This window comes from Caenimonas sedimenti, from assembly GCF_007833165.1.
Lineage (GTDB): Bacteria > Pseudomonadota > Gammaproteobacteria > Burkholderiales > Burkholderiaceae_C > Ramlibacter > Ramlibacter sedimenti.
Genome location: NZ_VOBQ01000010.1, coordinates 12,589 through 37,197 on the forward strand (window position 1 = coordinate 12,589; position 24,609 = coordinate 37,197).

15 protein-coding genes are annotated in these 24,609 nt (G+C 68.2%); 10 read left to right on the top strand and 5 right to left on the bottom strand.

Annotated features, from left to right (window positions below):
- Positions 1-55: 55 nt before the first annotated feature.
- From FN976_RS12805 to rsmA, 3 genes are read left to right on the top strand one after another with little or no spacing between them, the layout of a single operon-like run.
- Entirely contained in the window at positions 56-2,458 is a 2,403-nt protein-coding gene (locus tag FN976_RS12805; RefSeq protein WP_145893429.1) for an LPS-assembly protein LptD, read from the top strand.
- Positions 2,451-3,842 carry a peptidylprolyl isomerase gene (locus tag FN976_RS12810; protein ID WP_145893430.1) on the top strand — a complete coding sequence of 464 codons (1,392 nt, stop codon included), beginning with the start codon at positions 2,451-2,453 and terminating at the stop codon, positions 3,840-3,842. The genes FN976_RS12805 and FN976_RS12810 overlap by 8 nt, the downstream gene beginning before the upstream one ends.
- A gap of 22 nt (positions 3,843-3,864) precedes the next feature.
- Complete coding sequence (rsmA, locus tag FN976_RS12815; RefSeq protein ID WP_145893431.1) at positions 3,865-4,674, top strand: 16S rRNA (adenine(1518)-N(6)/adenine(1519)-N(6))-dimethyltransferase RsmA; 810 nt, start codon at positions 3,865-3,867, stop codon at positions 4,672-4,674.
- A gap of 10 nt (positions 4,675-4,684) precedes the next feature.
- Here the strand turns inward: rsmA and FN976_RS29470 are convergent, their stop codons facing one another.
- From FN976_RS29470 to FN976_RS12830, 4 genes are all read right to left on the bottom strand, one after another.
- Positions 4,685-4,813: a hypothetical protein gene (locus tag FN976_RS29470; protein WP_255440385.1), complete on the bottom strand. Its 129-nt coding sequence runs from the start codon at positions 4,811-4,813 to the stop codon at positions 4,685-4,687.
- A gap of 62 nt (positions 4,814-4,875) precedes the next feature.
- The gene (locus FN976_RS12820; protein WP_145893432.1) at positions 4,876-5,304 is read right to left on the bottom strand and encodes a barstar family protein; all 429 of its coding nucleotides are present in this window, start codon (positions 5,302-5,304) and stop codon (positions 4,876-4,878) included.
- Between the two features lie 49 nt (positions 5,305-5,353).
- Entirely contained in the window at positions 5,354-5,749 is a 396-nt protein-coding gene (locus FN976_RS12825; RefSeq protein ID WP_432417864.1) for a guanyl-specific ribonuclease, read from the bottom strand.
- A gap of 210 nt (positions 5,750-5,959) precedes the next feature.
- A complete protein-coding gene (locus FN976_RS12830) occupies positions 5,960-8,272 on the bottom strand; it encodes an NADP-dependent malic enzyme (RefSeq protein ID WP_145893433.1) in 2,313 nt (770 codons plus the stop codon).
- Positions 8,273-8,522: 250 nt separating this feature from the next.
- Here FN976_RS12830 and FN976_RS12835 point away from each other — a divergent pair, with 250 nt between their 5' ends.
- The 7 genes from FN976_RS12835 (at position 8,523) to FN976_RS12865 (ending at position 23,325) form a co-directional block, all read left to right on the top strand.
- Entirely contained in the window at positions 8,523-13,337 is a 4,815-nt protein-coding gene (locus tag FN976_RS12835) for an NAD-glutamate dehydrogenase (RefSeq protein ID WP_145893434.1), read from the top strand.
- A 147-nt stretch (positions 13,338-13,484) separates the two neighbouring features.
- Positions 13,485-14,114: a ubiquinone biosynthesis protein gene (locus FN976_RS12840; protein WP_145893435.1), complete on the top strand. Its 630-nt coding sequence runs from the start codon at positions 13,485-13,487 to the stop codon at positions 14,112-14,114.
- 49 nt (positions 14,115-14,163) lie between these two features.
- A complete protein-coding gene (locus FN976_RS12845; protein WP_145893436.1) occupies positions 14,164-16,224 on the top strand; it encodes a flotillin family protein in 2,061 nt (686 codons plus the stop codon).
- Positions 16,225-16,232: 8 nt separating this feature from the next.
- On the top strand, positions 16,233-16,778 hold the full coding sequence (locus FN976_RS12850; protein ID WP_255440387.1) for a TFIIB-type zinc ribbon-containing protein: 546 nt from the start codon (positions 16,233-16,235) through the stop codon (positions 16,776-16,778).
- 3 nt (positions 16,779-16,781) lie between these two features.
- Positions 16,782-21,905 carry a DNA repair ATPase gene (locus FN976_RS12855; RefSeq protein ID WP_145893437.1) on the top strand — a complete coding sequence of 1,708 codons (5,124 nt, stop codon included), beginning with the start codon at positions 16,782-16,784 and terminating at the stop codon, positions 21,903-21,905.
- On the top strand, positions 21,902-22,630 hold the full coding sequence (locus FN976_RS12860) for a glycosyltransferase family 32 protein (protein ID WP_222432811.1): 729 nt from the start codon (positions 21,902-21,904) through the stop codon (positions 22,628-22,630). Before FN976_RS12855 ends, FN976_RS12860 begins: the two co-directional genes overlap by 4 nt.
- Positions 22,627-23,325, top strand: a complete 699-nt coding sequence (locus tag FN976_RS12865) for a phospholipase D-like domain-containing protein (protein WP_145893438.1) — start codon at positions 22,627-22,629, stop codon at positions 23,323-23,325. Before FN976_RS12860 ends, FN976_RS12865 begins: the two co-directional genes overlap by 4 nt.
- Here FN976_RS12865 and FN976_RS12870 read toward each other — a convergent pair.
- The gene (locus FN976_RS12870; protein ID WP_145893439.1) at positions 23,322-24,542 is read right to left on the bottom strand and encodes an RtcB family protein; all 1,221 of its coding nucleotides are present in this window, start codon (positions 24,540-24,542) and stop codon (positions 23,322-23,324) included. The two genes, FN976_RS12865 and FN976_RS12870, sit on opposite strands and share 4 nt — an antisense overlap.
- Positions 24,543-24,609 lie beyond the last annotated feature (67 nt).

The following is a 24,609-nucleotide window of genomic DNA, read 5'->3' on the forward strand; positions in this document are numbered from 1 at the left end:
TACAAATCCAACCTGGCCCGCCCGGCTTGCCGGCGGGTCGTGAACCCCTGCCCCGATGCACGACTTGCGATCCAAGGCGTCCCGCGCCCGCTTTGCCCTGAGCCCGGTGGCGCTGGTGGTGGCCGGCCTGCTGCAGCCGAACCTGGTGCAGGCGCAGCCGGCTGCCGATGTGGCGCAGGCTCGCCCGCAACCCGCCGCCGAACCCTCGCCCAGCCTCAAGCCCAGCCCGGCGCTGCGCGAGGACATCCCGGCCCCCACCCGCGACCAGCTGCCCACCTTCGTGCGCGGCGACAGCATCCGCGGCCGGACCGACCTGGAAACCGAGATCGAAGGCAACGCCGAACTGCGGCGCGGCGACACGATCCTGCGCGCCAACAAGCTGCAGTACGACCAGGCGACCGACCGGGCGCGCGCCAGCGGCGACGTGCGCATCAACAAGGCGGGCACCGTCTTCGAGGGGCCGCTGCTGGACCTGAAGATCGATGCCTTCGAGGGCTTCTTCAACGAGCCGCGCTACCGGTTCCTGCAGAACAACGCCTATGGCGAGGCGGACCGCATCGATTTCATCGACGACAAGCGCGCGATCATCCGCAACGCCACCTACACCACCTGCCAGCGCAAGCCGGGGCCGAGCTGGTTGCCGGACTGGATCCTGCGCGCGTCCAGCATCCGCATCGACCAGGAAACCGAGGTCGGCCACGCGGAGGGCGCGGTGCTCAGCTTCATGGGCTTGCCGATCCTGCCCGTGCCTGCCATGAGCTTCCCGCTCAGCGACGCGCGCAAGTCGGGCGTGCTGCCGCCCACCTTCGGCCTCGACAACGTGAGCGGCGTCGAGCTGACGGTGCCCTATTACTGGAACATCGCGCCCAACCGCGATGCCACGTTCTACCCGACGCTGATGTCGAAGCGCGGCGTCGACCTGGCCGGCGAAGCGCGCTACCTGGAGCCTCTCTACAGCGGCACCTGGCGGGCCAACGTCCTGCCCAACGACCGGTTGCGCGACCGCGACCGCTGGGGCTACAGCGTGCGGCACGACCAGTACCTGCAGTTGCCCGCGGGCATCGGCGGCGTCGGCCTCAACCTGAACGTCAACCGGGTCTCGGACGACAACTATTGGCGCGACTTCTCGCGCAGCGGTGTCAGCCTGACCCAGCGCCTGCTCGCCGGGGAGGGTTCGGTGTCGTGGGGCCGCGGCGATTTCTCGTTCGTGGCGCGCGCGACCAAGTGGCAGACGCTGCAGGACCTGTCGGCGCCGATCGTGCCGCCGTACGACCGGGCGCCCCAGCTGATCGGCCGCTACAGCAAGTCCAATCTCTGGGGCGGCCTGGAAACCAGCATCGAAACGGACCACACGCGCTTCAGCGTGGACGGCACGCTCAACGGCCAACCGAATGCGCGGCGCACCTTCACCTATGCGCAGGTCAGCCGGCCGTGGCAGGCGCCGGGCTGGTTCGTCACGCCCAAGGTGCAGTTGCACGCGAGGCACTACGACTTCGATACGCCGATCGCGACCGGCGCCGGCAGCGCCAGTGTGACCGTGCCCACCGCCAGCCTGGACAGCGGCCTCGTCTTCGAGCGCGACGCCAGCTTCTTCGGCCGCGCCTTCCGCCAGACGCTGGAGCCGCGCGCGTTCTACGTGTACACGCCGTTCCGCGACCAGAATGCGCTGCCCAACTACGACTCCGCCGCGCACGATTTCAACTTCGCAACCATCTGGACCGAGAACGCGTTCGGCGGCCATGACCGCATCGCCGACAACAACCTGCTGACCCTCGGGCTCACCACGCGCCTGCTGGACCCCGACACCGGCGCGGAAGCGGCACGCTTCGGCGTCGCCCAGCGCGTCCGCTTCAAGGACCAGCGGGTGACGCTGCCCGGCGGGGCGCCGGTGAGCGAGCGCCTGTCGGACATCCTGTTCGGCGCCTCGGTCAACTGGGTGCCGCAATGGACGGTCGACTCGACCATCCAGTACAACCCGAAGGAAGGCCGCTCGATCCGCTCGACCATCGGCGGGCGCTACAGCCCCGGCAACTATCGGGTGGTGAGTGCGGCCTACCGCCTGCAGCGCGGCTCCAGCGAGCAGCTCGACCTGGGCTGGCAGTGGCCGCTGAACGACCTGTGGGGCGACCGCGGCCAGAACCTCGGCCCTGGCATGGGCGAGGGCGAAGGCCGCTGGTACAGCGTGGGCCGGCTGAACTACAGCATGAAGGACCGGCGCGTGGTGGATGCCGTGGTGGGCCTGGAATACGATGCGGGTTGCTGGCTGGGCCGCATCGTGTTCGAGCGCCTGCAGGCGGGCACCCAGCAATCCAACAAGCGCGTGCTGTTCCAGCTCGAGTTCCTGGGCTTCACCCGCCTGGGGTCCAATGCCTTGCAGTCGCTCAAGGACAATATCCCCCGCTACCAGTTCCTGCGCGAGCAGGTCCGCACGCCCAGCCGCTTCAGCAACTATGACTAAACCGACCTTCCGCTCCCTGGCATTGGGCCTCGCTTGCGCCGCCCAGCTGGCCGCGCTGTGCGGGCCCGCGGCCGCCCAGGGCCTGCGCCCGACGCCGCTGTTCGGCGGCAGCCAGCCCCCGGGCTTCGGATCCGCGCCCGCCGGCCCCCGGCCCGCGGATTACATCGTGGCCGTGGTCAACTCCGAGCCGATCACCAACAACGAAGTCCGGCTGCGCCTGCTGCGCTACGAGCAGCAGCTCGCGCAGCAGGGCTCGCCGATGCCGCCGCGCGCGCAGCTGACGCGCGAGGTGCTGGAGCGGCTGATCATCGAGAAGGCCCAGCTCCAGCTGGCGCGCGAGACCGGCATCAAGGCGGAAGACGCCCACGTCGACCAGGCGGAACTGAACGTGGCACGGCAGAACCAGGTCGAGGTGGCCGAGCTGCGCCGGCGCCTGGCGGCCGACGGGATCAACGTCGCCCAGTTCCGGGAAGACCTGCGCAACCAGATCCTGCTGCAGCGCCTGCGGGACCGCGAGCTGGAGGCGCGGGTCAAGGTGACCGACCTCGACATTGACGCGTTCCTGCGCGAGCAGCAGCAGGGCGCGGGGGATCCGGCGCTGACCGAGATCAACCTGGCCCACATCCTGGTGGCGGTGCCGGAGAACGCAACGCCGGCCCAGCTGGCCCCGCTGCAGGCGAAGGCCCAGCGCCTGCTGGAGCGCGCGCGCGCCGGCGAGGACTTCGCGCGGCTCGCACGCGAGAACTCCGAAGCCGCCGGCGCCGCGGCCTCGAACGGCGTGATCGGGTTGCGGACCGCCGACCGTTACCCGCCGCTGTTCGTGGACGCCACGCGCGACGTGCGCGAAGGCGGCATCAGCGACATCTTCCGCTCCGCTGCCGGCTTTCACATCGTCAAGGTGATCGAGCGGCGCCAGGGCGGCACTCCGGGCGTCAGCGTCACGCAGAGCCGCGCGCGGCACATCCTGATCCGGCCGGACGGCCGCACCACCGAGGCGCAGGCGCGCGCCAAGCTGGCCGATTTCAAGCGCCGCGTGCAGGCCGGCCAGGCCGACTTCGCGCAGCTGGCACGCGAGAACTCGCAGGACGCGAGCGCGCGCAACGGCGGCGACCTCGGCTGGACCAGCCCCGGCATGTTCGTGCCGGAGTTCGAAGAGGTGATGAACTCGCTCACGCCCGGCCAGATCGCCGACCCGATCGTCAGCCGCTTCGGCGTGCACCTGATCCAGCTGCAGGAGCGCCGGCAGTCCACGCTGAGCCAGAAGGAGCAGCGCGACGTGGTGCGCAACCTGGTGCGGGAACGCAAGCTCGACGAGGCCTATGCGACCTGGGCGCGCGAGGTGCGCGGGCGGGCCTACGTGGAGTTCCGCGAACCGCCGCAATGACCGCCGCGGTGAGCGGCCCCGCATGAAGCACATCGCGCGCAAGCGGTTCGGCCAGCACTTCCTGGCCGATGCGGGCATCGTCGACGCGATCGTGCGGGCGATCGACCCGCGGCCGGGCCAGGCCATGGTGGAGATCGGTCCCGGGCTGGCGGCATTGACGCAGCCCCTGGTCGAGCGGCTCGGCCGGCTCACGGTGGTGGAGCTCGACCGCGATCTCGCGGCACGGCTGCGCCAGCACCCCTTGCTGGACGTGGTCGAGGCGGACGTGCTGAAGGTGGACTTCGGCGCACTGGCCGGGCGGCTGGGTGCGCCCACGCTGCGGGTGGCCGGCAACCTGCCGTACAACATCTCGAGCCCGATCCTGTTCCACCTGCTCGATCATGTGGACCACATCGAGGACCAGCACTTCATGCTGCAAAAGGAAGTGGTGGACCGCATGGTGGCCCTGCCCGCGAGCAGCGACTACGGGCGGCTGTCGGTGATGCTGCAGTGGCGCTACGTGATGGAGAGCGTGCTGTTCGTGCCGCCCGAGTCGTTCGATCCCCCGCCGCGGGTGGACAGTGCGGTGGTGCGGATGGTGCCGCGCGCGGCGCCGGCGAGCGTCGATCCTGCACTGTTGTCGGAGCTGGTGCGCGTGGCGTTCAGCCAGCGCCGCAAGATCCTGCGGCATACGCTGGGGAGGTGGCTGGAGGAGAAGGGCTTCGAAGGGGCGTTCGATGTGCAGCGGCGGGCCGAGGAAGTGCCGGTGGAGGAGTACCTGGCCGTCGCTGCCGCCATGAAAAAAGCCCCGCATCGCGGGGCTTCTCCTGGATTCCTGCCTGCGCAGGAATGACACGCGTGGGTTACGCCGCCGCCAGCCAGTAGCCGGCGTTGAATGGGCTGCTCATCCGCAACGCGAGCGGAGAAACATCCAGCAGCTTGTCCGTGGGCATCTTCTCGCCCCCGTCCGTCGTCGTGGAGGCGAGGGGCACGGGTGCCGAATCGCCTTGGGCCTCTACCGCCCGTTCCGCTTGGCCTTGTTGCGCGGAACGGGCTACGGAAAAGAATAGAAGCATCGGAAGGGGACCTTCCTGTCTGCCCAGTAATCCGCGGTGTCGCGGAAGATGTCGAGCAGCTGCTCGCGTGCTTCCTTGTCGAACTTGCCGTTCGCGGGGATGTGCTCCAGCACCACGATGAAACCGGGCTGCGGGCCCGATTTGTGCAACGGGTCGGTCATGCAGTCGTACAGCGCGTCGAAGTTCTTGCCGAAGTGCGACGGGAAGGTGAATTGCTGGGCGATCATGTCCAGCACGTCCTGCTTGCTCTGGGCCGTGGCCAGGTTGGCATACAGGAAATGCTGGCCGAGCGCGGTCGCGGCCTCCTGCAGGTCCGAGACGCGGAACGCCCGGATGCTCTGCACGATGTTGGTCCGGACGCCTTTCAGGGCATCCGGTCGTTCAGTGGAACGAAGTGGTGTTTCCATCTCCGTATCTTTCTCGGTAGTCAAAAAAAGGTCCCGCTTCATCTGGGTTTCACTCGACGATCTTTCGAAAACTGGCGTAGTGGTCAGCGGTGTAATAACAGGCGTGCGGGGCCCTCGCCGGCCCTCCGCACACGATGCGCCGGGCGCCCCGGTCACGCGATCCTGGTGTCCGCACGGTGTATTCGCGGTAGAAGCCGCGCCTCTCGGCAGGAAGCAAACGCTCCCGGTTGCCGAACACCGTGCCGTCCTTGTCGTACTGGAACGGTCCGCCCTGGCGGATCAGCTCGTAAGTCTCCCGGCCTTGTCGCGGCAGTTCGGCCACTGCGATCGTCGCCGTGGCCGGCGGCCCCTTGGCTTGCACCGGAACCGTGGCAACCGCGACTGCCAGCAAGCAGCTAGTGAGCGCAAACTTGACAGCCACAAAACCAGCCATCAAACGGGCCATGAACCGGACCTTCTGGGGAGACCTTCTGGAATGCAATCGCGGGTCTCGCGAGGGCCTTTCAGCCCCGGGTAAACCCGCAAAAATCTAGGCCGGTAGTGTGACGCATGTGTGCGCAAAAGGCAAGCGCGTGCCCAATTTTTGGGCAGCGAACAAGGCCATTCCGGCGCCCCCAGGGGGCAAAAAAGTTAGTGCCAGCTGTCTAAAAAAGCCTTAACGGGCCGCGTTGGCATCCGCCACGGTCAATGCTGTCATGTTCACGATGCGGCGCACCGTGGTGCTCGCAGTCAGGATATGCAGCGGTTTGGCCGCGCCCAGCAGCACCGGGCCGATCGCGATGTTGCCGCCGGCCGCCGTCTTGAGCAAATTGTAAGAAATATTGGCTGCATCGATGTTCGGCAGCACCAGCAAGTTCGCGTCGCCGGCCAGGGTGCTGCGCGGCATGATGCGGTTGCGGGCGTCGCCGTCCAGGGCCACGTCGCCGTGCATTTCGCCGTCCACGTCCAGCCAGGGCGCCTGGATCCGCAGGAGTTCCAGCGTCTGCCGCATCTTCACGGCGCTGGGCTGCGAGCTGCTGCCGAAGTTGGAATGGCTGAGGAGCGCCGCCTTGGGCCGCAGGCCGAAGCGCATCATTTCCTCGGCCGCCATCACCGTGATCTCCGCCAGCTGCTCCGCGGTCGGGTCGTAGTTGACGTGGGTGTCCACCAGGAACACCTGCCGGCCCGGCAGCATCAGCCCGTTCATGCAGGCGTAGGTGGCGACGCCGGCGCGCTTGCCGATCACCTGGTCGATGTAGTGCAGGTGCATCGGGGCCGTGCCCCAGGTGCCGCAGATCATCCCGTCGACCTGCTCCTTGTGCAGCAGCATCGCGCCGATCAGCGTCAGGCGCCGGCGCATCTCGATCTTGGCCATCTGCGCCGTGATGCCCTTGCGGTCCGTCATGCGGTGATAGGTCTGCCAGAAATCCCGGTAGCGCTCGTCGTGCTCGGTGTTCACGACGTCATAGTCGCGGCCTTCCTTCAGCCGGAGGCCGAACTTCTCGCAGCGCTCGGCGATCACCGGTGGCCGGCCGATCAGCGTGGGCCGCGCCAGGCTTTCGTCCACCACGATCTGGGCCGCGCGCAGGATGCGCTCCTCTTCGCCTTCGCAATACACCACGCGCTTCTTCGCCGCCGCCTTGGCCGCGGTGAAGATCGGCTTCATGGTGGTGCCGGAGGCGTAGACGAAACTCTGCAGCTTCTCGCGGTAGGCGTCCATGTCCTTCACCGGACGCAGCGCGACGCCGCTGTCGGCCGCCGCCTGCGCCACCGCCGGTGCGATCTTCATCATCAGCCGCGGATCGAAGGGCTTGGGGATCAGGTACTCGGGGCCGAAAGCCAGCTGCTCGCCGGCATAGGCCGCGGCGACCACTTCACTCTGTTCGGCCTGCGCCAGGTCGGCGATGGCGTGCACCGCCGCGATCTCCATTTCCACCGTGATGGTGGTCGCGCCGGAATCCAGGGCGCCACGGAAGATGTACGGGAAGCACAGGACGTTGTTGACCTGGTTCGGGTAGTCGGTGCGGCCGGTGGCGATGATGCAGTCGGGCCGAGCCGCCTTGGCCTCTTCCGGCATGATTTCCGGATTCGGATTGGCCAGCGCCAGGATCAGCGGGTGCGCCGCCATCTTCTTGACCATCTCGGGCTTCAGCACGCCGCTGGCCGACAGGCCAAGGAACACGTCGGCGTCCTCGATCACCTCCGTCAGCGTGCGCGCATCCGTGTTCTGGGCGAACTGGATCTTGTCCTCGTCCATCAGCTCCTTGCGGCCCTGGTAGACCACCCCGGCCAGGTCGGTGACGAAGATGTTCTCGCGCGGCAGGCCGAGCTTGAGCAGCAGGCCCAGGCAGGCCAGCGCGGCGGCGCCGGCGCCGGAGGTCACCAGCTTGACCTTGCGGATGTCCTTGCCCACGACCTTCAGGCCGTTCAGGATGGCCGCGCCCACGCAGATGGCGGTGCCGTGCTGGTCGTCATGGAAGACCGGGATCTTCATGCGCTCGCGCAGCTTGCGCTCCACGTAGAAGCAGTCCGGTGCCTTGATGTCCTCCAGGTTGATCCCGCCGAAGGTGGGCTCGAGCGACGCGATGATGTCGACCAGCTTGTCGAGGTCGTGCTTTTCGGCGATCTCGATGTCGAACACGTCGATGCCGGCGAACTTCTTGAAGAGGACGCCCTTGCCTTCCATCACCGGCTTGGAGGCCAGTGGGCCGATGTCGCCGAGGCCCAGCACGGCGGTGCCGTTGGTGATCACGGCCACCAGGTTGCCGCGGGCCGTGTACTTGAAGGCGTTGACCGGGTCCTTGACGATCTCCTCGCAAGGCGCGGCCACGCCAGGCGAATAGGCGAGCGCCAGGTCGTGCTGGTTGACCAGCTGCTTGGTCGCGGCGATCGCGATCTTGCCGGGGACGGGGAACTCGTGATATTCGAGGGCGGCCTGGCGCAGTTCGGCGCGCTTGTCGGCCGCGGTGACCTCTTCGCTGGGGGGCATGGATGCAGTCTCCTGGTCGCCAGCTTACCGTGTCGGCAGCTGGCCGCTTGTTCTTGAAGGGTTGCGATTGTAGGGCGCGTGCCGGGAAAACCCTAGTACGGGAATCTGCGTAGCGGCGCACCGTCGAACCGCCAAGCTTCGCACGCGGGACGGGGGTGGGTCATGCCGGATGCGCATAAGCAAACGGCATTGGCCCGCGCCGCCCCGCCCGCCTACAGTGCGCGGCTCGTTCCGGAGGAGAGACGACAACATGCACAACACCGAAAGCCAGCGCGGCGAGCGCGTCGAAGCCGTCCTGGCGCTGGCGGCCAACCGCCAGGCCGCGGCCGACAAGAAGCCGATCGCCAGTTTCGCCCACGAGTATTTCCGCCAGGTCGACATCGAAGACCTGACGGAGCGCACCGCCGACGACCTGCTGGGGGCGCTGCTGTCGCACTGGCAGTTCGGCTCGCAGCGCTCGCCGGGCGTGCCCAAGGTCCGCGTGCTGAGCCCCTCGACCGGCGAGGACGGCTGGGGTTCGCGCCACAGCGTGGTGGAGATCGTCAACGACGACATGCCTTTCCTGGTGGACTCGGTCACCATGGAGATCAGCCGGCACGGCCTGAGCCTGCACCTGATCATCCACCCGATCTACGCGGTGGAGCGCGACGACAAGGGCATGCTGAAGGCGATCCGCCCGCGCGGGGAAGCGCCGGACCTGCCGCGCGAATCGTGGATGTACATCGAGGTCGACCGCATCGTCGACCCGGCGAAGCGCGCCGCGCTGGCCGCGGGCATCGAACGCGTGCTGGCCGACGTGCGCGCCGCGGTGGCGGACTGGCAACCGATGTTGACGCGCATGCACGAAGCCATCGACGAGCTGGCGCGCACGCCCACCAGCGTGCCGTCCGCCGAAGTCGCCGAAAGCTGCGCCTTCCTGCAATGGCTCTCGGATGAACACTTCACGCTGCTCGGCTACCGCCGGCACGACCTGGTGGCCGAGGGCGGCGACACGTCGTTGCGGCCCGTGCCGGGCACCGGCCTGGGCGTGCTGAAGGCCGAGAAGCCGGAGACCGTGTCCGCCAGCTTCGCAGCCCTGCCCATCGCCGCGCGGGCCCAGGCGCGCGCGCCGCTGCCGCTGCTGGTGGTGACCAAGGCCAACACGCGCTCCACCGTCCACCGCGACGGCTACACCGACTATGTCGGCGTGAAGCGCTATGACGACAACGGCGCGGTCATCGGCGAGCATCGCTTCATCGGCCTCTTCACCTCCACCGCCTATGCCGCGCGCGTGGATGAAACACCGCTGCTGCGCGTGAAAGTGGCCGCGGTGGCGCAGCGCGCCGGCCTGGCCCCGGGCGGCCACCTGTCCAAGGCACTGCAGCACACGCTGGAGACCTATCCGCGCGACGACCTGTTCCAGATCCCCGAGGACGATCTGTACGAGACGGCCATGGGCGTGCTGGCGCTGGGCGAGCGGCACCGGCTGCGCCTGTTCACCTGGCGCGACCCGTTCGAACGCTTCGTTTCCTGCCTGATCTTCATGCCGCGCGAGTCGTATTCGACCGACCTGCGGCTCAAGTTCCAGCGCATCCTGATGCAGACGCTGGAAGGGTCCAGCGTCGAGTTCGACGTGCTGCTGTCGGGGACCAAGCTGGCCCGCGTCCACTTCACGGTGCGGGTGGCGCCGGGCAAGATGCCCGCCTTCGACCGCAAGGACATCGAGCGCAAGCTGGCCACCGCCGCCCGCCGCTGGGAAGACGACCTGCGCGAAGCCCTGGTGGACAGCGAAGGCGAGGCCGCCGGGCTGGCGCTGGACCGCCGCTGGAGCACCGCCTTCCCCTTGTCCTTCCGGGAGAAGGTGCCGGCCCGCGCCGCCGTCTACGACATCCGCAAATTCAACGGCCTGACGCCCGAGGATTCCTTGGCGCTGGCGCTTTATTGGCCACTGGGTGCCGCGCCGGGCACGCTCGGCCTGAAGGTCTACCGCCTGGGCGCGCCCGTGGTGCTGTCGGACAGCCTGCCGATGCTGGAGCACATGGGCGTGCGCGTGCTGGGCGAGGCCAACTACCGCATTGCCGCCAGCGACGATGAGGCGGCCGCGGTCTACGTCCACGATTTCGAGCTGCAGGCGCAGCCCGCCGCCGAGATCGAGCAGCAGACCCTGGCGCGCCTGTTCGAGGACGCCTTCGCGCGCGTGTTCCGGGGCGAGGTGGAGAACGACAACTTCAACCGCCTGGTCCTGCTCGCCGGCTTGTCGGCCGAAGAGATCGTGGTGCTGCGCGCGTATGCCAAGTACCTGCGGCAGATCGGCTTCCCGCAGACGCAGGCGACCATCACCACGACGCTGGCGACGCATCCGCGCCTGGCGCGCATGCTGGTGGGACTGTTCCGCCTGCGCTTCGACCCCGAGAAGCGTGACGACGCCGGCGCTTTCGCCCAGGTGAACGCACTGGAAAAGGCGCTGGAAAAAGTCAGCAACCTGACGGAAGACCGCGTGCTGCGCCAGTTGCTGGCGCTGGTGCAGGCGACGCTGCGCACCAACTTCTGGCGCACCGGCACCGGCCACTCGGGCGCGGCGGGCCCGCGCCGCAGCTTCCTCAGCATGAAGTTCGATTCGGCCAAGGTGCCCGGCCTGCCCAAGCCGGTGCCGCTCTACGAGATCTTCGTGTATTCGCCGCGCTTCGAAGGCATCCACCTGCGGGGTGGGCGGGTGGCGCGCGGCGGCCTGCGCTGGTCGGACCGGCCGGATGATTTCCGCACCGAGGTGCTGGGACTGGTGAAGGCGCAGATGGTGAAGAACACCGTCATCGTGCCGGTCGGTTCCAAGGGCGGCTTCGTGCTGAAGAAGGCGCCCCCCGCGAGCGACCGCGAGGCGTTCATGAAGGAAGGCATCGCCTGCTACCAGGATTACCTGCGCGGCCTGCTGGACCTGACGGACAACCTGGTGGCGGGCAAGACGGTTCCGCCGCCGCAGGTGGTGCGCCACGACGGCGACGACACTTACCTCGTCGTCGCCGCCGACAAGGGCACCGCGACCTTCTCCGATTTCGCGAACGCGGTCAGCGCGGAATACGGCCACTGGCTGGGCGATGCCTTCGCCTCCGGCGGCGGCCTCGGCTACGACCACAAGGTCATGGGCATCACGGCCCGCGGCGCCTGGGAAAGCGTGAAGCGGCACTTCCGCGAGATGGGCCACGACACGCAGACGACCGACTTCACGGTCGTCGGCATCGGCGACATGTCGGGCGACGTCTTCGGCAACGGCATGCTGCTGTCGCCGCACATCAAGCTGCTGGCCGCGTTCGACCATCGGCACATCTTCATCGACCCCTCACCGGACCCTGCCGCCTCGTACGACGAGCGCGAGCGCCTGTTCAAGCTGCCGCGTTCCTCCTGGGCCGACTACGAGGCCAGGCTCATCTCCGAAGGCGGCGGCATCTGGGCGCGCTCCGAGAAGTCGGTGCCGCTGTCGGCGCAGGCGCGCGCCGCGCTGGGCATCGAGGCCGAGCAGCTGACGCCCACCGAGCTGGTCTCCGCCATCCTGAAGGCGCCGGTGGACCTGCTCTACAACGGCGGCATCGGCACTTACGTCAAGGCTTCCACCGAAACGCATGCCGACGTCGGCGACCGCGCCAACGACGCGCTGCGGGTCAACGGCAGCGAGCTGCGCTGCAAAGTGATCGCCGAGGGCGGCAACCTGGGCTTCACGCAGCGCGGCCGCATCGAGGCGGCGCTCGCCGGGGTCAAGGTGAACACCGACGCCATCGACAACTCCGCCGGTGTCGACACTTCGGACCACGAGGTCAACATCAAGATCCTGCTGAACATCGCGGTCTCCGACGGCGAGATGACGCAGAAACAGCGCAACACGCTGCTGCCGCAGATGACCGACGACGTGGCCGCGCTGGTGCTGCGTGACAACTACTTCCAGACGCAGGCGCTGTCGATCGGCGGCCGGCTGGCCGTGCGCCAGCTGGACGAGCAGGCGCGCTTCATGCGCTACCTGGAAAAGCAGGGGCAGCTCAATCGCGAGATCGAGTACCTGCCGTCGGAGGAGACCATCGCCGAGCGCAAGGCCAAGGGCCTGGGCCTGACGAATCCCGAGCGCGCGGTGCTCCTGGCGTACAGCAAGATGTGGCTGAACGACGAGCTGATCGACTCCGACCTGCCGGAAGATCCATGGGTGGCGACGGCGCTGGAACGCTACTTTCCTTCCAAGCTGAAGGAGAAGTTCGCGGCCTACATCCCGCGCCACCCGCTCAAGCGCGAGATCATCGCCACGCACGTGCTCAACAGCATGGTCAACCGCGTGGGGCCCACCTTCACGCACCGGCTGATGGAGATCACCGGCACGACGCCGTCGCAGATCGTGCGTGCTTATCTGGCGGCACGCGAGGTGTTCGGGCTGGTCGGCCTGTGGCAGAAGATCGAGGCGCTGGACAGCCAGGTGCCCGACGCGACCCAGGCCGAGATGGTGATCGCGCTGCGCGGCCTGGTGTCGCGGGCCACCACCTGGTTCCTGCGCTCGCGCCGGCTGTTCGAATCGACCGAGCTGCAGGTGAAGCGCTTCGCCCCGGCGGTCGAGGCCTTGCGCCCGCGGCTGGAAGCCCAGTCGGCGCAGTCGCCACGCACGGCGAGCTGGGTGCAGGCCGGGGTGCCTGAGGCCCTGGCGGCGCAAGTGGATGCGGCCGAGGGCCTGTTCAATGCGCTGGACATCGCGGACATCTCCGAAAGCGCCAAGCGGCCACTGGAACACACCGCCGAAGTTCACACGGGTGTGGGCGACCGCCTGGGGCTGGACCGCATGCGCCAGCAGATCGAACTGCTGCCGGCCGAAAGCTTCTGGGCCAACCTGGCCAAGCTGGCGCTGGGCGACGACCTGACGGACCTGCAACGCTCGATCGCACTGGAAGCGGTGGGGCACCACGACGGGCCGGCGGCGCAGGTGCTGGACCAGTGGGAACACGACAACCGGCAGGCGCTGGAGCGCGCGCAACGGTTGCTGGCCGAACTGCGCGACTCGCCCGGTGGCGACCTTGCGATGCTGTCGGTGGCCTTGCGGGAGCTGCGCAACCTGGTCTGAACGGCGGGAATTTTCCCGCCTTCCACGCGCCACGGATGGGCAGCGCGGCGGCGCCGGCGACCTACCTCGTAACAGTGATAACGTTTCGTGGCTGCTCGGCTAATATCCGAGCGAGCAGTACCAAAGCACTGTTAGTCAGGAGGGCGTTTGAGCAGCTTCGTCGATGCGGCCTCCGCATTTCCCACGGCCATCTTCAGCGTGTTGCTGGTGGCCGTGCTGGCGTACTGGCTGCTGGCCCTGCTGGGCGTCGTCGACGCGGACCACGGCCACCTGCACCTGCACGTCGATGGCGCCGCCGACGCGCCCGATCTCGGCACGCTGGCCGGCGTCGCCACGGCCCTGGGCCTGAACGGCGTGCCCCTCTCCATCGCGGCCACGCTGGTCGTGCTGTTCGCCTGGACCCTGAGCTGCCTGGGCGCGATGTGGCTGCTGCCCCTGGTGCCTGCGGACAGCCTGCGGCTGGTGGGCGGCGGCATCCTTGGCCTGGCGAGCCTGTCGGCCGCGGTGGCCGCCGCCGGCCGCGCGGTGCGCCCGCTGCGCCCGCTGTTCTTCACGCACGCCGCCATCCACAACGTCGCCCTGGTGGGCCAGACCTGCAAGGTGCTGACCCAGACGGTGGACGAGAAGATGGGCCGCGCCGAGGTGGCGCAGCGCGGCGCCAACCTGAACATCCGCGTGTGGGCGCCCTCGCCCAACCGCCTGACCCGCGGCGCCTCGGCCCGCATCGTCGCCTACGAAGACGCCACCGCCCGCTACCGGATCGAGGCCGACTCCTGATCGGCCGTCCCTTTCTTTTTCGCCTGAACCTTTCTCCCACGGAGCCTGCATGCAGCCCATCCTCATTTCCGCCGGCGTCCTCGTCGTTCTCGCCTTCGTCCTGCTGGCGATGTTCGCGAAGTTCTATCGAAAGATCGAACAGGGCCACGCGCTCATCGTGAACACCATGCGTTCCGAGCCCACGGTCACCTTCACCGGCTGCATGGTCTACCCGATCATCCACAAGGCGGAGCTGATGGAGATCTCGTTGAAGACCATCGAGATCGACCGTTCGGGCAACGAAGGCCTGATCTGCCGCGACAACATCCGCGCCGACATCAAGGTGAAGTTCTTCGTGCGCGTCAACAAGACGGCGGAAGACGTCCTGAAGGTGGCGCAGAACGTCGGCTGCGTGCGCGCCTCCCACCACGAGGCGCTGGAAGACCTGTTCTCGGCCAAGTTCTCCGAGGCGCTGAAGACGGTGGGCAAGTCCATGGACTTCGTCGACCTCTACCAGGCCCGCGACAACTTCCGCGACGAGATCATCCGCCAGATCGGCGACGACCTCTCGGGCTACGTGCTGGAAGACGCGGCCATCGATTTCCTGGAGCAGACGCCGCTCTCCAAGCTGGACGCGCACAACATCCTGGACGCGCAGGGCATCAAGAAGATCACCGAACTGACGGCGGTGGAGAGCGTCCGCACCAACGAGTTGCGCCGCAACGAGGAAATGCAAATCAAGAAGAAGAACGTGGAAACCCAGGAAGCGCTGCTGGAGCTGGAGCGCCAGCAGGCCGACGCCACGGCGCGGCAACACCGCGAGGTCGCGACCGTGCGCGCCCGCGAGGAGGCCGAGACCGCCAAGATCCAGACCGAGGAGCGCACCAAGTCCGAGATGGCCAAGCTGCAGACCGAGCAGACGCTGGCCGTGCAGCAGGAGAACTCGCAGCGCGAGAAGGAAGTGGCGGAGAACAACCGCAAGCGGGCCGTGGCCATCGAGGAAGAGAAGGTGACCCGCGCCCGCGAGCTGGAGATCGTGGACCGCGAGAAAGAGGTCGCGCTGCAGCGCATCGACAAGGAACGCGCGATCGAAGTGCAGAAAAAGGCGATCGCCGACGTGATCCGCGAGCGCATCGTGGTCGAGCGCACGGTGGCCGAGCAGGAAGAGGCCATCAAGGAACTGCGCCTGGTGGCCGAGGCCGACCGCACCAAGAAATCCACCATCATCCGCGCCGAGGGCCATGCCGAAGAGAAGCTGGTCACCGCCGTGAAGGAAGCCGAGGCGCAAGAGCGCCGCGCGCGCCACAAGGCGACGGAAGAAACCACCCTGGCCGATGCGCGCCTGAAGGTGGCCGAGAAGACGGCCGAGGCGAAGAAGCGTGAGGCCGAAGGCACCGAGGCCACGACCGCAGCGCCGGGCCTGGCCGCCGCACGGGTCATGCTGGTCACCGCGGAAGCGACGCAGAAGCAGGGCCTGGCCGAAGCGCAGGTGATCGGCGCCAAGGCGCAGGCGGAGGCCACCGGCTTGCAGGCCAAACTCGAAGCCGAAGCCCAGGGCAAGGAGAAGCTGGGCCTGGCCGACGTGGCGGTGCGCACGGCCCAGGCCGACGCGACGGCCAAGACGGGCGAGGCGGAGGCGCAGACGGTGCAGGCACGGTTCAGCGCGGAAGCGAAGGGGCTGCAGGAGAAGTTCGAGGCCATGAAGGCGATGAGCGTGGAAACGCGCGACCACGAGGAATTCCGCATGCGGCTCGAGAAGCTGCACATCGAGACGCTCAAGGGCATCGACGCGCAGATGGAGATCGCGCGCGAGCAGGCGCAGGTGCTGGGCGCCGCGCTGGGCAACGCCAAGATCGAGATGGTCGGCGGCGACGGCGCCTACTTCGAGCGCTTCGTCAACGCGCTGGCGGTCGGCAAGGGCATCGACGGCGCCATCGCCAAGAGCGACACGCTGAAGATCGCGCTGAAGGACCACCTGAACGGCGAACGCAACGCCGTGGAAGACCTGCAGCGCATGGTCGGCGCGCTCGGCGGCTCCGCCGGCGAACTGAAGGACCTGACGCTGGCCTCCCTGCTCAGCAAGGTGGGCAAGGACGGCAAGGACAAGGAAGGCCGCAAGGCGGCCGAATGAGGACCTCCGTGACCCAAGCCGTTTTGCGCTGCGCCTGCGAGGCGCGCAATGTCCTCGTGCCCCAGGAACTGCCCGGTGGCCTGCCGGTTCGCGCGTGCGACGCCTGCGGCGGTTCGGCGCTGGCGATGGGCGACTACCGGCATTGGCGCGACCAGGCCGGGGCCGCAGCCCAGGCCGCCATTGGCCTGCTGGTGGTCGAAGACCATCCGGCGGCGCGGCCCTGTCCCTCCTGCGCCCGGCTGATGCAGCGCGTGCGCGTCGGCGCCACGCCGGACTTCCGCCTGGACCGTTGCGCGGCCTGCGCCCTGCTGTGGCTGGACCGCGGCGAATGGGACGCGCTGCGCTCGGCCGGGCTGGCGACCAGCCTGGAGGAGATCCTCAGCGAACGCTGGCAGCGCGACCTGCAGGCGCAAGAGGTCCGCACGCGCCGCATCGCGCAGTTGCGTGAGAAGCACGGCGCGGAGTGCATGGAGGAACTGGCCCGCATGCGCGAGTGGCTGGACACGCAGCCGCACCGCGACGAGCTGCTGGCGCTGCTGCGCGCGGGCTGGTAGGCGATGGCGGACGCAGCGGGCGCGCCCGACGGCGCCACCGAATCCCTGGTTGCGGAAAGCGGAAGCTACGACGTCCTGAAGCAGCGGCTGGCTGCACAGGGCGAGACGCTGCGGGGCAAGGCGCAGGCGCTGAACGAAGCGCGGCTGGCCGCCTTCGGCCGCTCCGAGCAGTCGCTGCTGCTGCGCACCCGCGCCCGCACCGAAAACAACTGCGTCGCCCGCGACATCGTGCGCATCGGCGACCTGCTGCTGTTCGGCTACAACGTCTTCATCGGCCTGCGCAAGGAAACCGCCATCGGCGACGTGTTCGGGCTGTACCGGCTGGCCGCGCACGATGGCGCCGAGGAGCTGGAAGCGGTGCCGCTGGCCGGCAGCTTCCTGGAGGAGGCGCGCTTCGCCGCCGACTTCAAGGAGCTGTACGCCTACTACAAGCAGGCGCAACTGGTGCAGCTGCGCGTCACGCACGACAAGCTGCTGGCCTCCTTCCGCATCGGCCAGCAGGCGCACGACCTGCGTGTGTTCCGCTGGGCCCTGCAACCCGACGGTGGGCTGCACTACGTCGACAACCGCGGTGAGCGCGACATCGCGCTGCCGCCCAGCCATGACTTCGAGTGGACGCCGACCACCCGCGAGGACCACGTCGGCGGCAAGCATCCGCACATCAACATCCTCGACACGGTGTTCGTCGAGACGGTCGGCGGCGACCTCACCGTCAAGATCGAGAACAACACCGAAACCGGCCTGGGCATCTACAGCGAGCCGGTGGAGGACAAGACCCAGTCGCTGGCCGACGCCGAAGTCGCCTATGCCCGCGCCGGCCAGCTGGTGCTGCTGCGGGTGCGGCCGTACCGCGAGCACGCGACGCGCTACCTGGTGTTCAACGCGCGCACGCAGAAGGTCGAGCGGATTGACGGCATCGGCGTCTCGTGCGTGCAGCTGCCCGAGGACCACGGGATCATTTTTCCCGGCGGCTACTACCTGCAGTCGGGCGAGTTCAAGCATTTCGACCTGCCGGCCGAGGTGCTCGATGACCTGCGCTTCAAGCGCATGCTGCGTTCACCCAATGGCGAGGACGTGCTCTACGTCTTCTACCAGCCGGTCGGCGGCCACTACGCCCTCTTCACCTACAACCTGATCGACAAGACGCTGGCGACGCCGATCGTCGCCAACGGCTATGCGCTGTACCCCGACGGCCGGGTGCTGGTGTTCCTGGCGGGCAAGGGCGAGCCGACCCGCGTGCATCCGATGCAGTTGTGGCGCACGCCCTTCGCGAGCATCGACCATGCGTCGGCGACGCCGGCCGCCACCGGTTTCTTCGGCCGCATCGGCAATGCCGAACTGGTGCGCGGCATCTCCGAGCTGATGGGCGTGGCGCGCGCGGTGCGCGAGCAGGCGCCCACGCGCGTGGCCTATGAAGACCTGATCCGGCAATGTGTCCGCTTGTCCGATGCGTGCTTCTGGCTGGCCGAGCCGGAAGCCGGCGCGGCGCTGGACGATCTGAAAGCCATCGCCGACGGCGCACGTTCGACCCTGGCCGAGTTCGAGAAGGTCGACCAGATCCGCCGTGAGACCGGGCGGGCGCTGGCCGAGGCCGAGACGCTGCAGAAGGCGCTGATCGGCGAAGTGGCCGCAGCGTTGTGGCGCAAGCCTGAGCATTTCATCGAAGCCATCGGCCGGTTGCGCGAGCGGCGCGGCGCGCTGGAGATGCTGAAGGAGCTGCGCTTCGCCGACCTGAAGCGCATCGCCGAGCTCGACGAGCAACTGGTCACCGAGCAGCAGCGCGTCGGCGAACGCGCCCTGCAGTTCCTGGCGCAGGAAACGGCTTTCGACACGCACCGGCAGGCGCTGGCCAAGCTGCACGCCGACGTGCCTCATGCCGCCACCACCAGCGGCCTGCAGGTGATCCTGGACCAGCTCGACGAAACCGCGGCGGGCCTGGACCTGCTGACGGAGCAGTTGGCCTGCCTGCCGGGCAGCGACGCGGTGCTGCGCACGCAGATCCTGGACCGCATCTCGACGCTGTACACCGACATCAACAAGCTGCGCGCCGATGCGCGCAACAAGCGCAAGTCGCTGGGTGCGACGGAAGCGGCGGCCGAATTCGGCGCGCAGTTCAAGCTGTTCGGCCAGGCGGTGGAGAACGCACTCGAATTCGCGGACTCGCCGGAGAAGTGCGACGAATCGCTGACGCGCCTGCTGGCGCAACTGGAGGAGTTGGAAGGCCGCTTCGCCGAGCAGGAGGCTTTCGTCGCCGACATCGCGGCCAAGCGCGAAGCCGTGTACGAGGCGCTGTCGGCGCGCAAGCAGGCGCTGGCGCAGGCGCGGCAGCAGCGCGTGCGCGGCCTGGTGGAAGCCGCCGGGCGAATTCTCGATGGCGCGGCCAAGCGCGCGACGCAGTTCGAGTCGGCCGAGCAGGTGCACAGCTACTTCGCGGCCGACATCCTCATCGCCAAGCTGCGCAAGCTGATCGCCGACGCGCGCACGCTCGGCGCCGGCGTCGCGGCCGACGAACTGGAAACGCGCCTGAAGACCAGCCGCGACCAGGCGCTGCGGTCCGTGCGCGACCAGCGCGAGCTGATGTCCGGTGGCGGCGACACCATCCAGCTCGGCAAGCATGCATTCACCGTGCAGCGCCAGCCGCTGGACCTGACCTTGGTGCCCGCCGGCGAAGGCCTGGCGTTCCACCTCACCGGCACCGACTACAGCGCGCCGGTGCGCGACGATCGCCTGCTGACGCTGAAGGCTTACTGGGACCAGGCGCTGCCGTCGGAGACGGCACAGTTGTCGCGCGCGGAATACCTGGCCGGCAACCTGCTGGAAGCCGGCGGGCTGACGGCCCAGGCCGACGACGCCACGCTGCTTGAGGCCGTGCGCCAGTTCGCCGCGCGCCACTACCAGCACGGCTACGACAAGGGCGTGCACGACGAAGACGCCGCGCGCATCCTGCGCGAGCTGCTGCGCATGCGGGACGAAGCCGGGCTGCTGGCCTGGGGGCCCGCGGAGCGCGCGCTGGCGCTGCTGTACTGGCAGGACGGCCGATTCGGTGGCGAGCGCGAATCGCTGCAGCGCCGCGCCCGTGCCGCCTTGCAGGTCCAGCAGTTGTTCGGCGACGCGAGCGCCCTGGGGCAGCTGGAAGGCGAATGCGCGCAAGCGTTGGAAACCTTTGCCGATGCGATCGATTTCCAGGGCGCCGGAGACGAAAGCGACGATGCCACGCTCTGCCGCCAGGCCGCCGCCTACCTGGTGCGTGAAGTCGCCAACGAAAGCGGTGCGGAGGTGTGGTGCATCAGCGGGGCCGGTGAAGACCTGGCGCAGGCCCTGCTGCGCGAACTTGAACGCGTGGCCCGCCTGGGCGATTGGCGGCGTGACCTCGAGGCGGGCGAGCCGGCCGAACGCTGGCTGCTGGCGCGCAGCTGGGTGCGCGGTTTCGCGCAATCGGCGCAGCCGCAGTCCCTGGTCTGGGCCGACGATGCGGCCAGCCTGTTGGCCGTGCCGGTGCGCCGGCACCGCATCAACGCGACGCTCGACGCGGAGGTGGCTGGCCTGCGCAGCGAACACGCGCGCATCGTCGATGGCAAATTGGCCGTCAACCTCAACGACTTCCGCAGGCGCTTCGCCGCGCACAAATTGCACGCCGAGCCCGGCTTCGCCGAGCTGCAGCGCGTGCGCCACGAAATCCTGGCGGCGGAGAAGGCGCGCCTCGGCCTCGGCCAGTTCCAGGCCAAGCCGCTGCCGACCTTCGTGCGCAACCGGCTGATCAACGACGTCTACCTGCCGATCCTGGGCGACAACCTGGCCAAGCAGCTGGGCGCGGCCGGCGACGCCACGCGCACCGACCGCATGGGCCTGCTGCTGCTCATCTCGCCGCCCGGTTATGGCAAGACGACCTTGCTGGAGTACGTGGCGGACCGCCTGGGCTTGATCTTTGTGCGCATCAACTGCCCGGCGCTCGGGCACGAGGTGACGTCGCTGGACCCGGCCACCGCGCCGAACAGCGCGGCGCGGCAGGAGCTGGAGAAGCTGACCCTGGGCCTGGCGATGGGCAGCAACGTGCTGATGTGCCTGGACGACATCCAGCACACCAGCCCGGAATTCCTGCAGAAATTCATCGGCCTGGCGGACGGCACGCGGCGCATCGAAGGCGTGTGGAACGGCCAGGCCCGGACCTGGGACCTGCGGGGCAAGCGCTTCGCCATCGCGATGGCAGGCAACCCGTACACCGAGTCGGGCGACGTCTTCAAGATTCCGGACATGCTGGCGAACCGCTCGGACATCTACAACCTGGGCGACGTGCTGTCGGGGCGCGAGGCGCTGTTCGCGCTGTCGTACCTGGAGAACTGCCTCACCAGCAACACGGCGCTGCAACCGCTGGCCTCGCGTGACCCGCAGGACGTGCACCGGCTGGTGCGCCTGGCGCAGGGCGAAAGCGTGCCGGCGAGCGAATTCGCGCATGCCTATGGCGGCGCGGAACTGGACGAGCTGACGCAGCTGATGCGGCGCCTGTTCCGCGCGCGCGACCTGCTGCTGAAGGTGAACGCGAGCTACATCGCCTCGGCCGCGCAGCGCGATCTGTACCGCACCGAGCCGCCGTTCAAGCTGCAGGGCAGCTACCGCAACATGACCAAGCTGGCCGGCCGCATCACCGCGCAGATGAGCGATTCCGAGCTGGATGCGCTGCTGCGCGACCACTACCGCGGCGAGGCCCAGACGCTGACGACCGGGGCCGAGGAAAACCTGCTGAAGCTGGCGCACCTGATCGGCTCGCCGACCCCGGACGAGCAGGCGCGCTGGCAAACCATCTGCGCCGATTTCGTGCGGCAGCGCAAGGCCGGCGGCGCTGACGCCGACGGCAGCACGCGCATCACCAATGCCTTGCTGGACGTGAGCCGCGCGGTCGACGCCTTGAAGCCGCCAAGCGATGTGCAAAGCGAAGGCCGGCTGATGGCCGACGCGGTGCTGCAACTCGCGGTGACTTACCGCACGATCATCATGCCGCTGATCGCCGCCACCGAGAAACGGCTGGACCTCGACAAGGACATGCGCGACCGCATCTCCAAGCTGATGGTGATGCAGATGGACCCGCGCGTGAAACCGACACCGGCCAAGAAGAAGGAAGGCGGGGAGTGAGCCCGCGACCGCCGCTGGTTCACATGCTGTGGGTCACGGGACGGCTCAGCCGGCTGGAAACAGTCTGCATGGACAGCTTCATCCAGCAGGGATACCGGCTTGCGCTATGGACCTATTCCGGCGTTGACAACGCACCCGCGGCCGCCGACATGCGCGATGCCCGGGACATCCTTCCGGAGTCCGCCATCTTCGTCAACCAGGGTGGCTCGTATGCCGGCTTCAGCAATGTCTTCCGCTATGGGGTTCTCAGGAAACTGGGGGGCATGTGGGCAGATTCCGATGTGATCGCCATCAAGCCCGCCGGACTGCTGCCGGCCATCCCGTTCCTCGTCACCGAACGCACCAGCGACGGGAAGCTGAAGATCAACAACAACGTCATCCACAGCCCCGCTCCGAAGAGCGGCGACCTGATGGACCTGGCCTTTGCGTATGCCAGTGTGTTCCCGAAAGAACAGCTCACCTGGGGCGACCTTGGCCCGACCTTGCTGACCGGGTTCGTCAACATGCACCCGCGGCACGGATACGCAGTCATGGCGCCCGACTTCGCGAATTCGAGCGACTGGTGGACGGCGCCTCACAGCCTGCTCGCTCCCGGGAATTTGCCGGATTGCTCCTTCCTGCACCTCTACAACGAGATGTGGCGCAGGGCGGGCGTCGACAAGAATGCGCCGTACCCCGAACAATCCCTCATCGCAGCCGCATTGAGGAAGGGGCTCGGGGAATGAGCGCTTCGGCCGGCACGCCGTTCGCGCTGCTCGTGCAGTCGCTGGCGGACGACCGCCTGGCCGATGACGAAAAGCGCGCGTTCGCCCAGGCGCTGCGCGAGACCGCGCTGCCGCCCGAGGGCATGAGCCAGTTGCGCAACGAGGCGTTCGGCCTGGCGCGCGAGCGTCTCGCCGGCGGTGGCGATGCGCAGGTGCTGCTGCGCTGGCTGGAGGGGGTGCTGCGCGCGGTCGACAGCGTGCGGGCGCCGCCGGTGGTGGGCCGCACCACCGCCTGCTTCAGCCCCGGCATGGACTGCCTGAACACCATCCTGCGGCACTTCCGGGAAGCCAGGCGTAGCGTCGACCTGTGCGTGTTCACCCTGTCGGACGACCGCATCACGCGCGAGGTGCTGGCCGCCCACCAGCGCGGCGTTGCCTTGCGCTTCGTCACGGACAACACCAAGGAATTCGATGCCGGCAGCGACGTGGCGCAGTTGCGCCGGGCCGGCGTGCCGGTCGTGGTGGACCGCACCGAGGCCCACATGCACCACAAGTTCGCCATCTTCGATGGTGTGTGGCTGCTGAACGGCAGCTACAACTGGACGCGCAGTGCGTGCGATTACAACGAAGAGAACCTGGTGGCGAGCAATGACCCCGGGCTGGTGCGGCAGTTCCAGGGGGAGTTCGAGCAGCTCTGGCAACGGCTGGGCGCTTAGCCCTTCACGCACACCACCTGCTTCAGCGTGTGCACCACCTCCACCAGGTCGCTCTGCGCCTCCATGACAGCAGCTATGTCCTTGTAGGCCGCGGGCGTCTCGTCGATCACGTCCTTGTCCTTGCGGCATTCGACGCCTTCCGTGGCGGCACGGTGGTCGGCCAGGGTGAATCGGCGCTTGGCCTCGCCACGGCTCATGGTGCGGCCGGCACCGTGCGAGCACGAGGAGAAGCTCTCCGGGTTGCCCTTGCCGCGCACGATGTAGCTGCGCGCGCCCATGCTGCCGGGGATGATGCCCAGCTCGCCCGCCTTGGCGCTCACCGCGCCCTTGCGGGTGACGAACACATCCTGGCCGAAGTGGGTTTCCTTCTGCACGTAGTTGTGGTGGCAGTTCACCGCCTCGATGTGCGCCTGGAAGCTCTTGCGGATCACCGTCTTCGCGGCTTCGATCACGCGGCGCATCATCACCTCGCGGTTCAGCTTGGCGAACTTCTGGGCCCAGCCCACGGCGCGCACGTAGTCCCCGAAGTAGCGCGAGCCTTCCTCGAAATAGGCCAGGTCGCGGTCGGGCAGGTTCACGTTGTTGCGCATCGCGTCCTGCTTGGCCAGCTCGATGAACATCGTGCCGATGGCATTGCCGACGCCGCGCGAGCCGGAGTGCAGCATGAACCAGACGGCGCCTTCCTCGTCCAGGCAGACCTCGACGAAATGGTTGCCGCCGCCCAGCGTGCCCAGGTGCTTGTGGCTGTTGGTCTTGGCCAGCTTGGGATAGTCGCGGCACAGCGCTTCGAATTCCGGTTCGAGCTGCGCCCACGCAGTGTCCACCGCGCCTGGCGTCTTCTGCCAGGCGCCGGGATCGCGCGCGCCGGGCTGGCGCCCGTGCGGCACGGCGCGCTCGATGGCCGCGCGCAGCGGGGCCAGGTTGTCCGGCAGGTCCTCCGCGCGCAGCGTGGTCTTGCAGGCGATCATGCCGCAGCCGATGTCCACGCCCACGGCGGCCGGGATGATGGCCTTGAAGGTGGGGATCACCGAGCCGACGGTGGCGCCGATGCCGAAGTGCACGTCGGGCATGGCAGCGATGTGCTTGAAGACGATGGGCAGGCGAGCGGCGTTCGCCAGCTGGCGCTTCGCTTCGTCTTCCACAGGCACGCCGCGCGTCCACATCTTGACGGGGACGCCCCCGGCAATGTGTTCCTGGATGTAGTGGGTCTGTTCCATGATGTTGTCCTTGTTCTTGATTGCCCGCGGACGCAAGGGTTCCGGGCGCAGGCGGGAGCGCCAATGC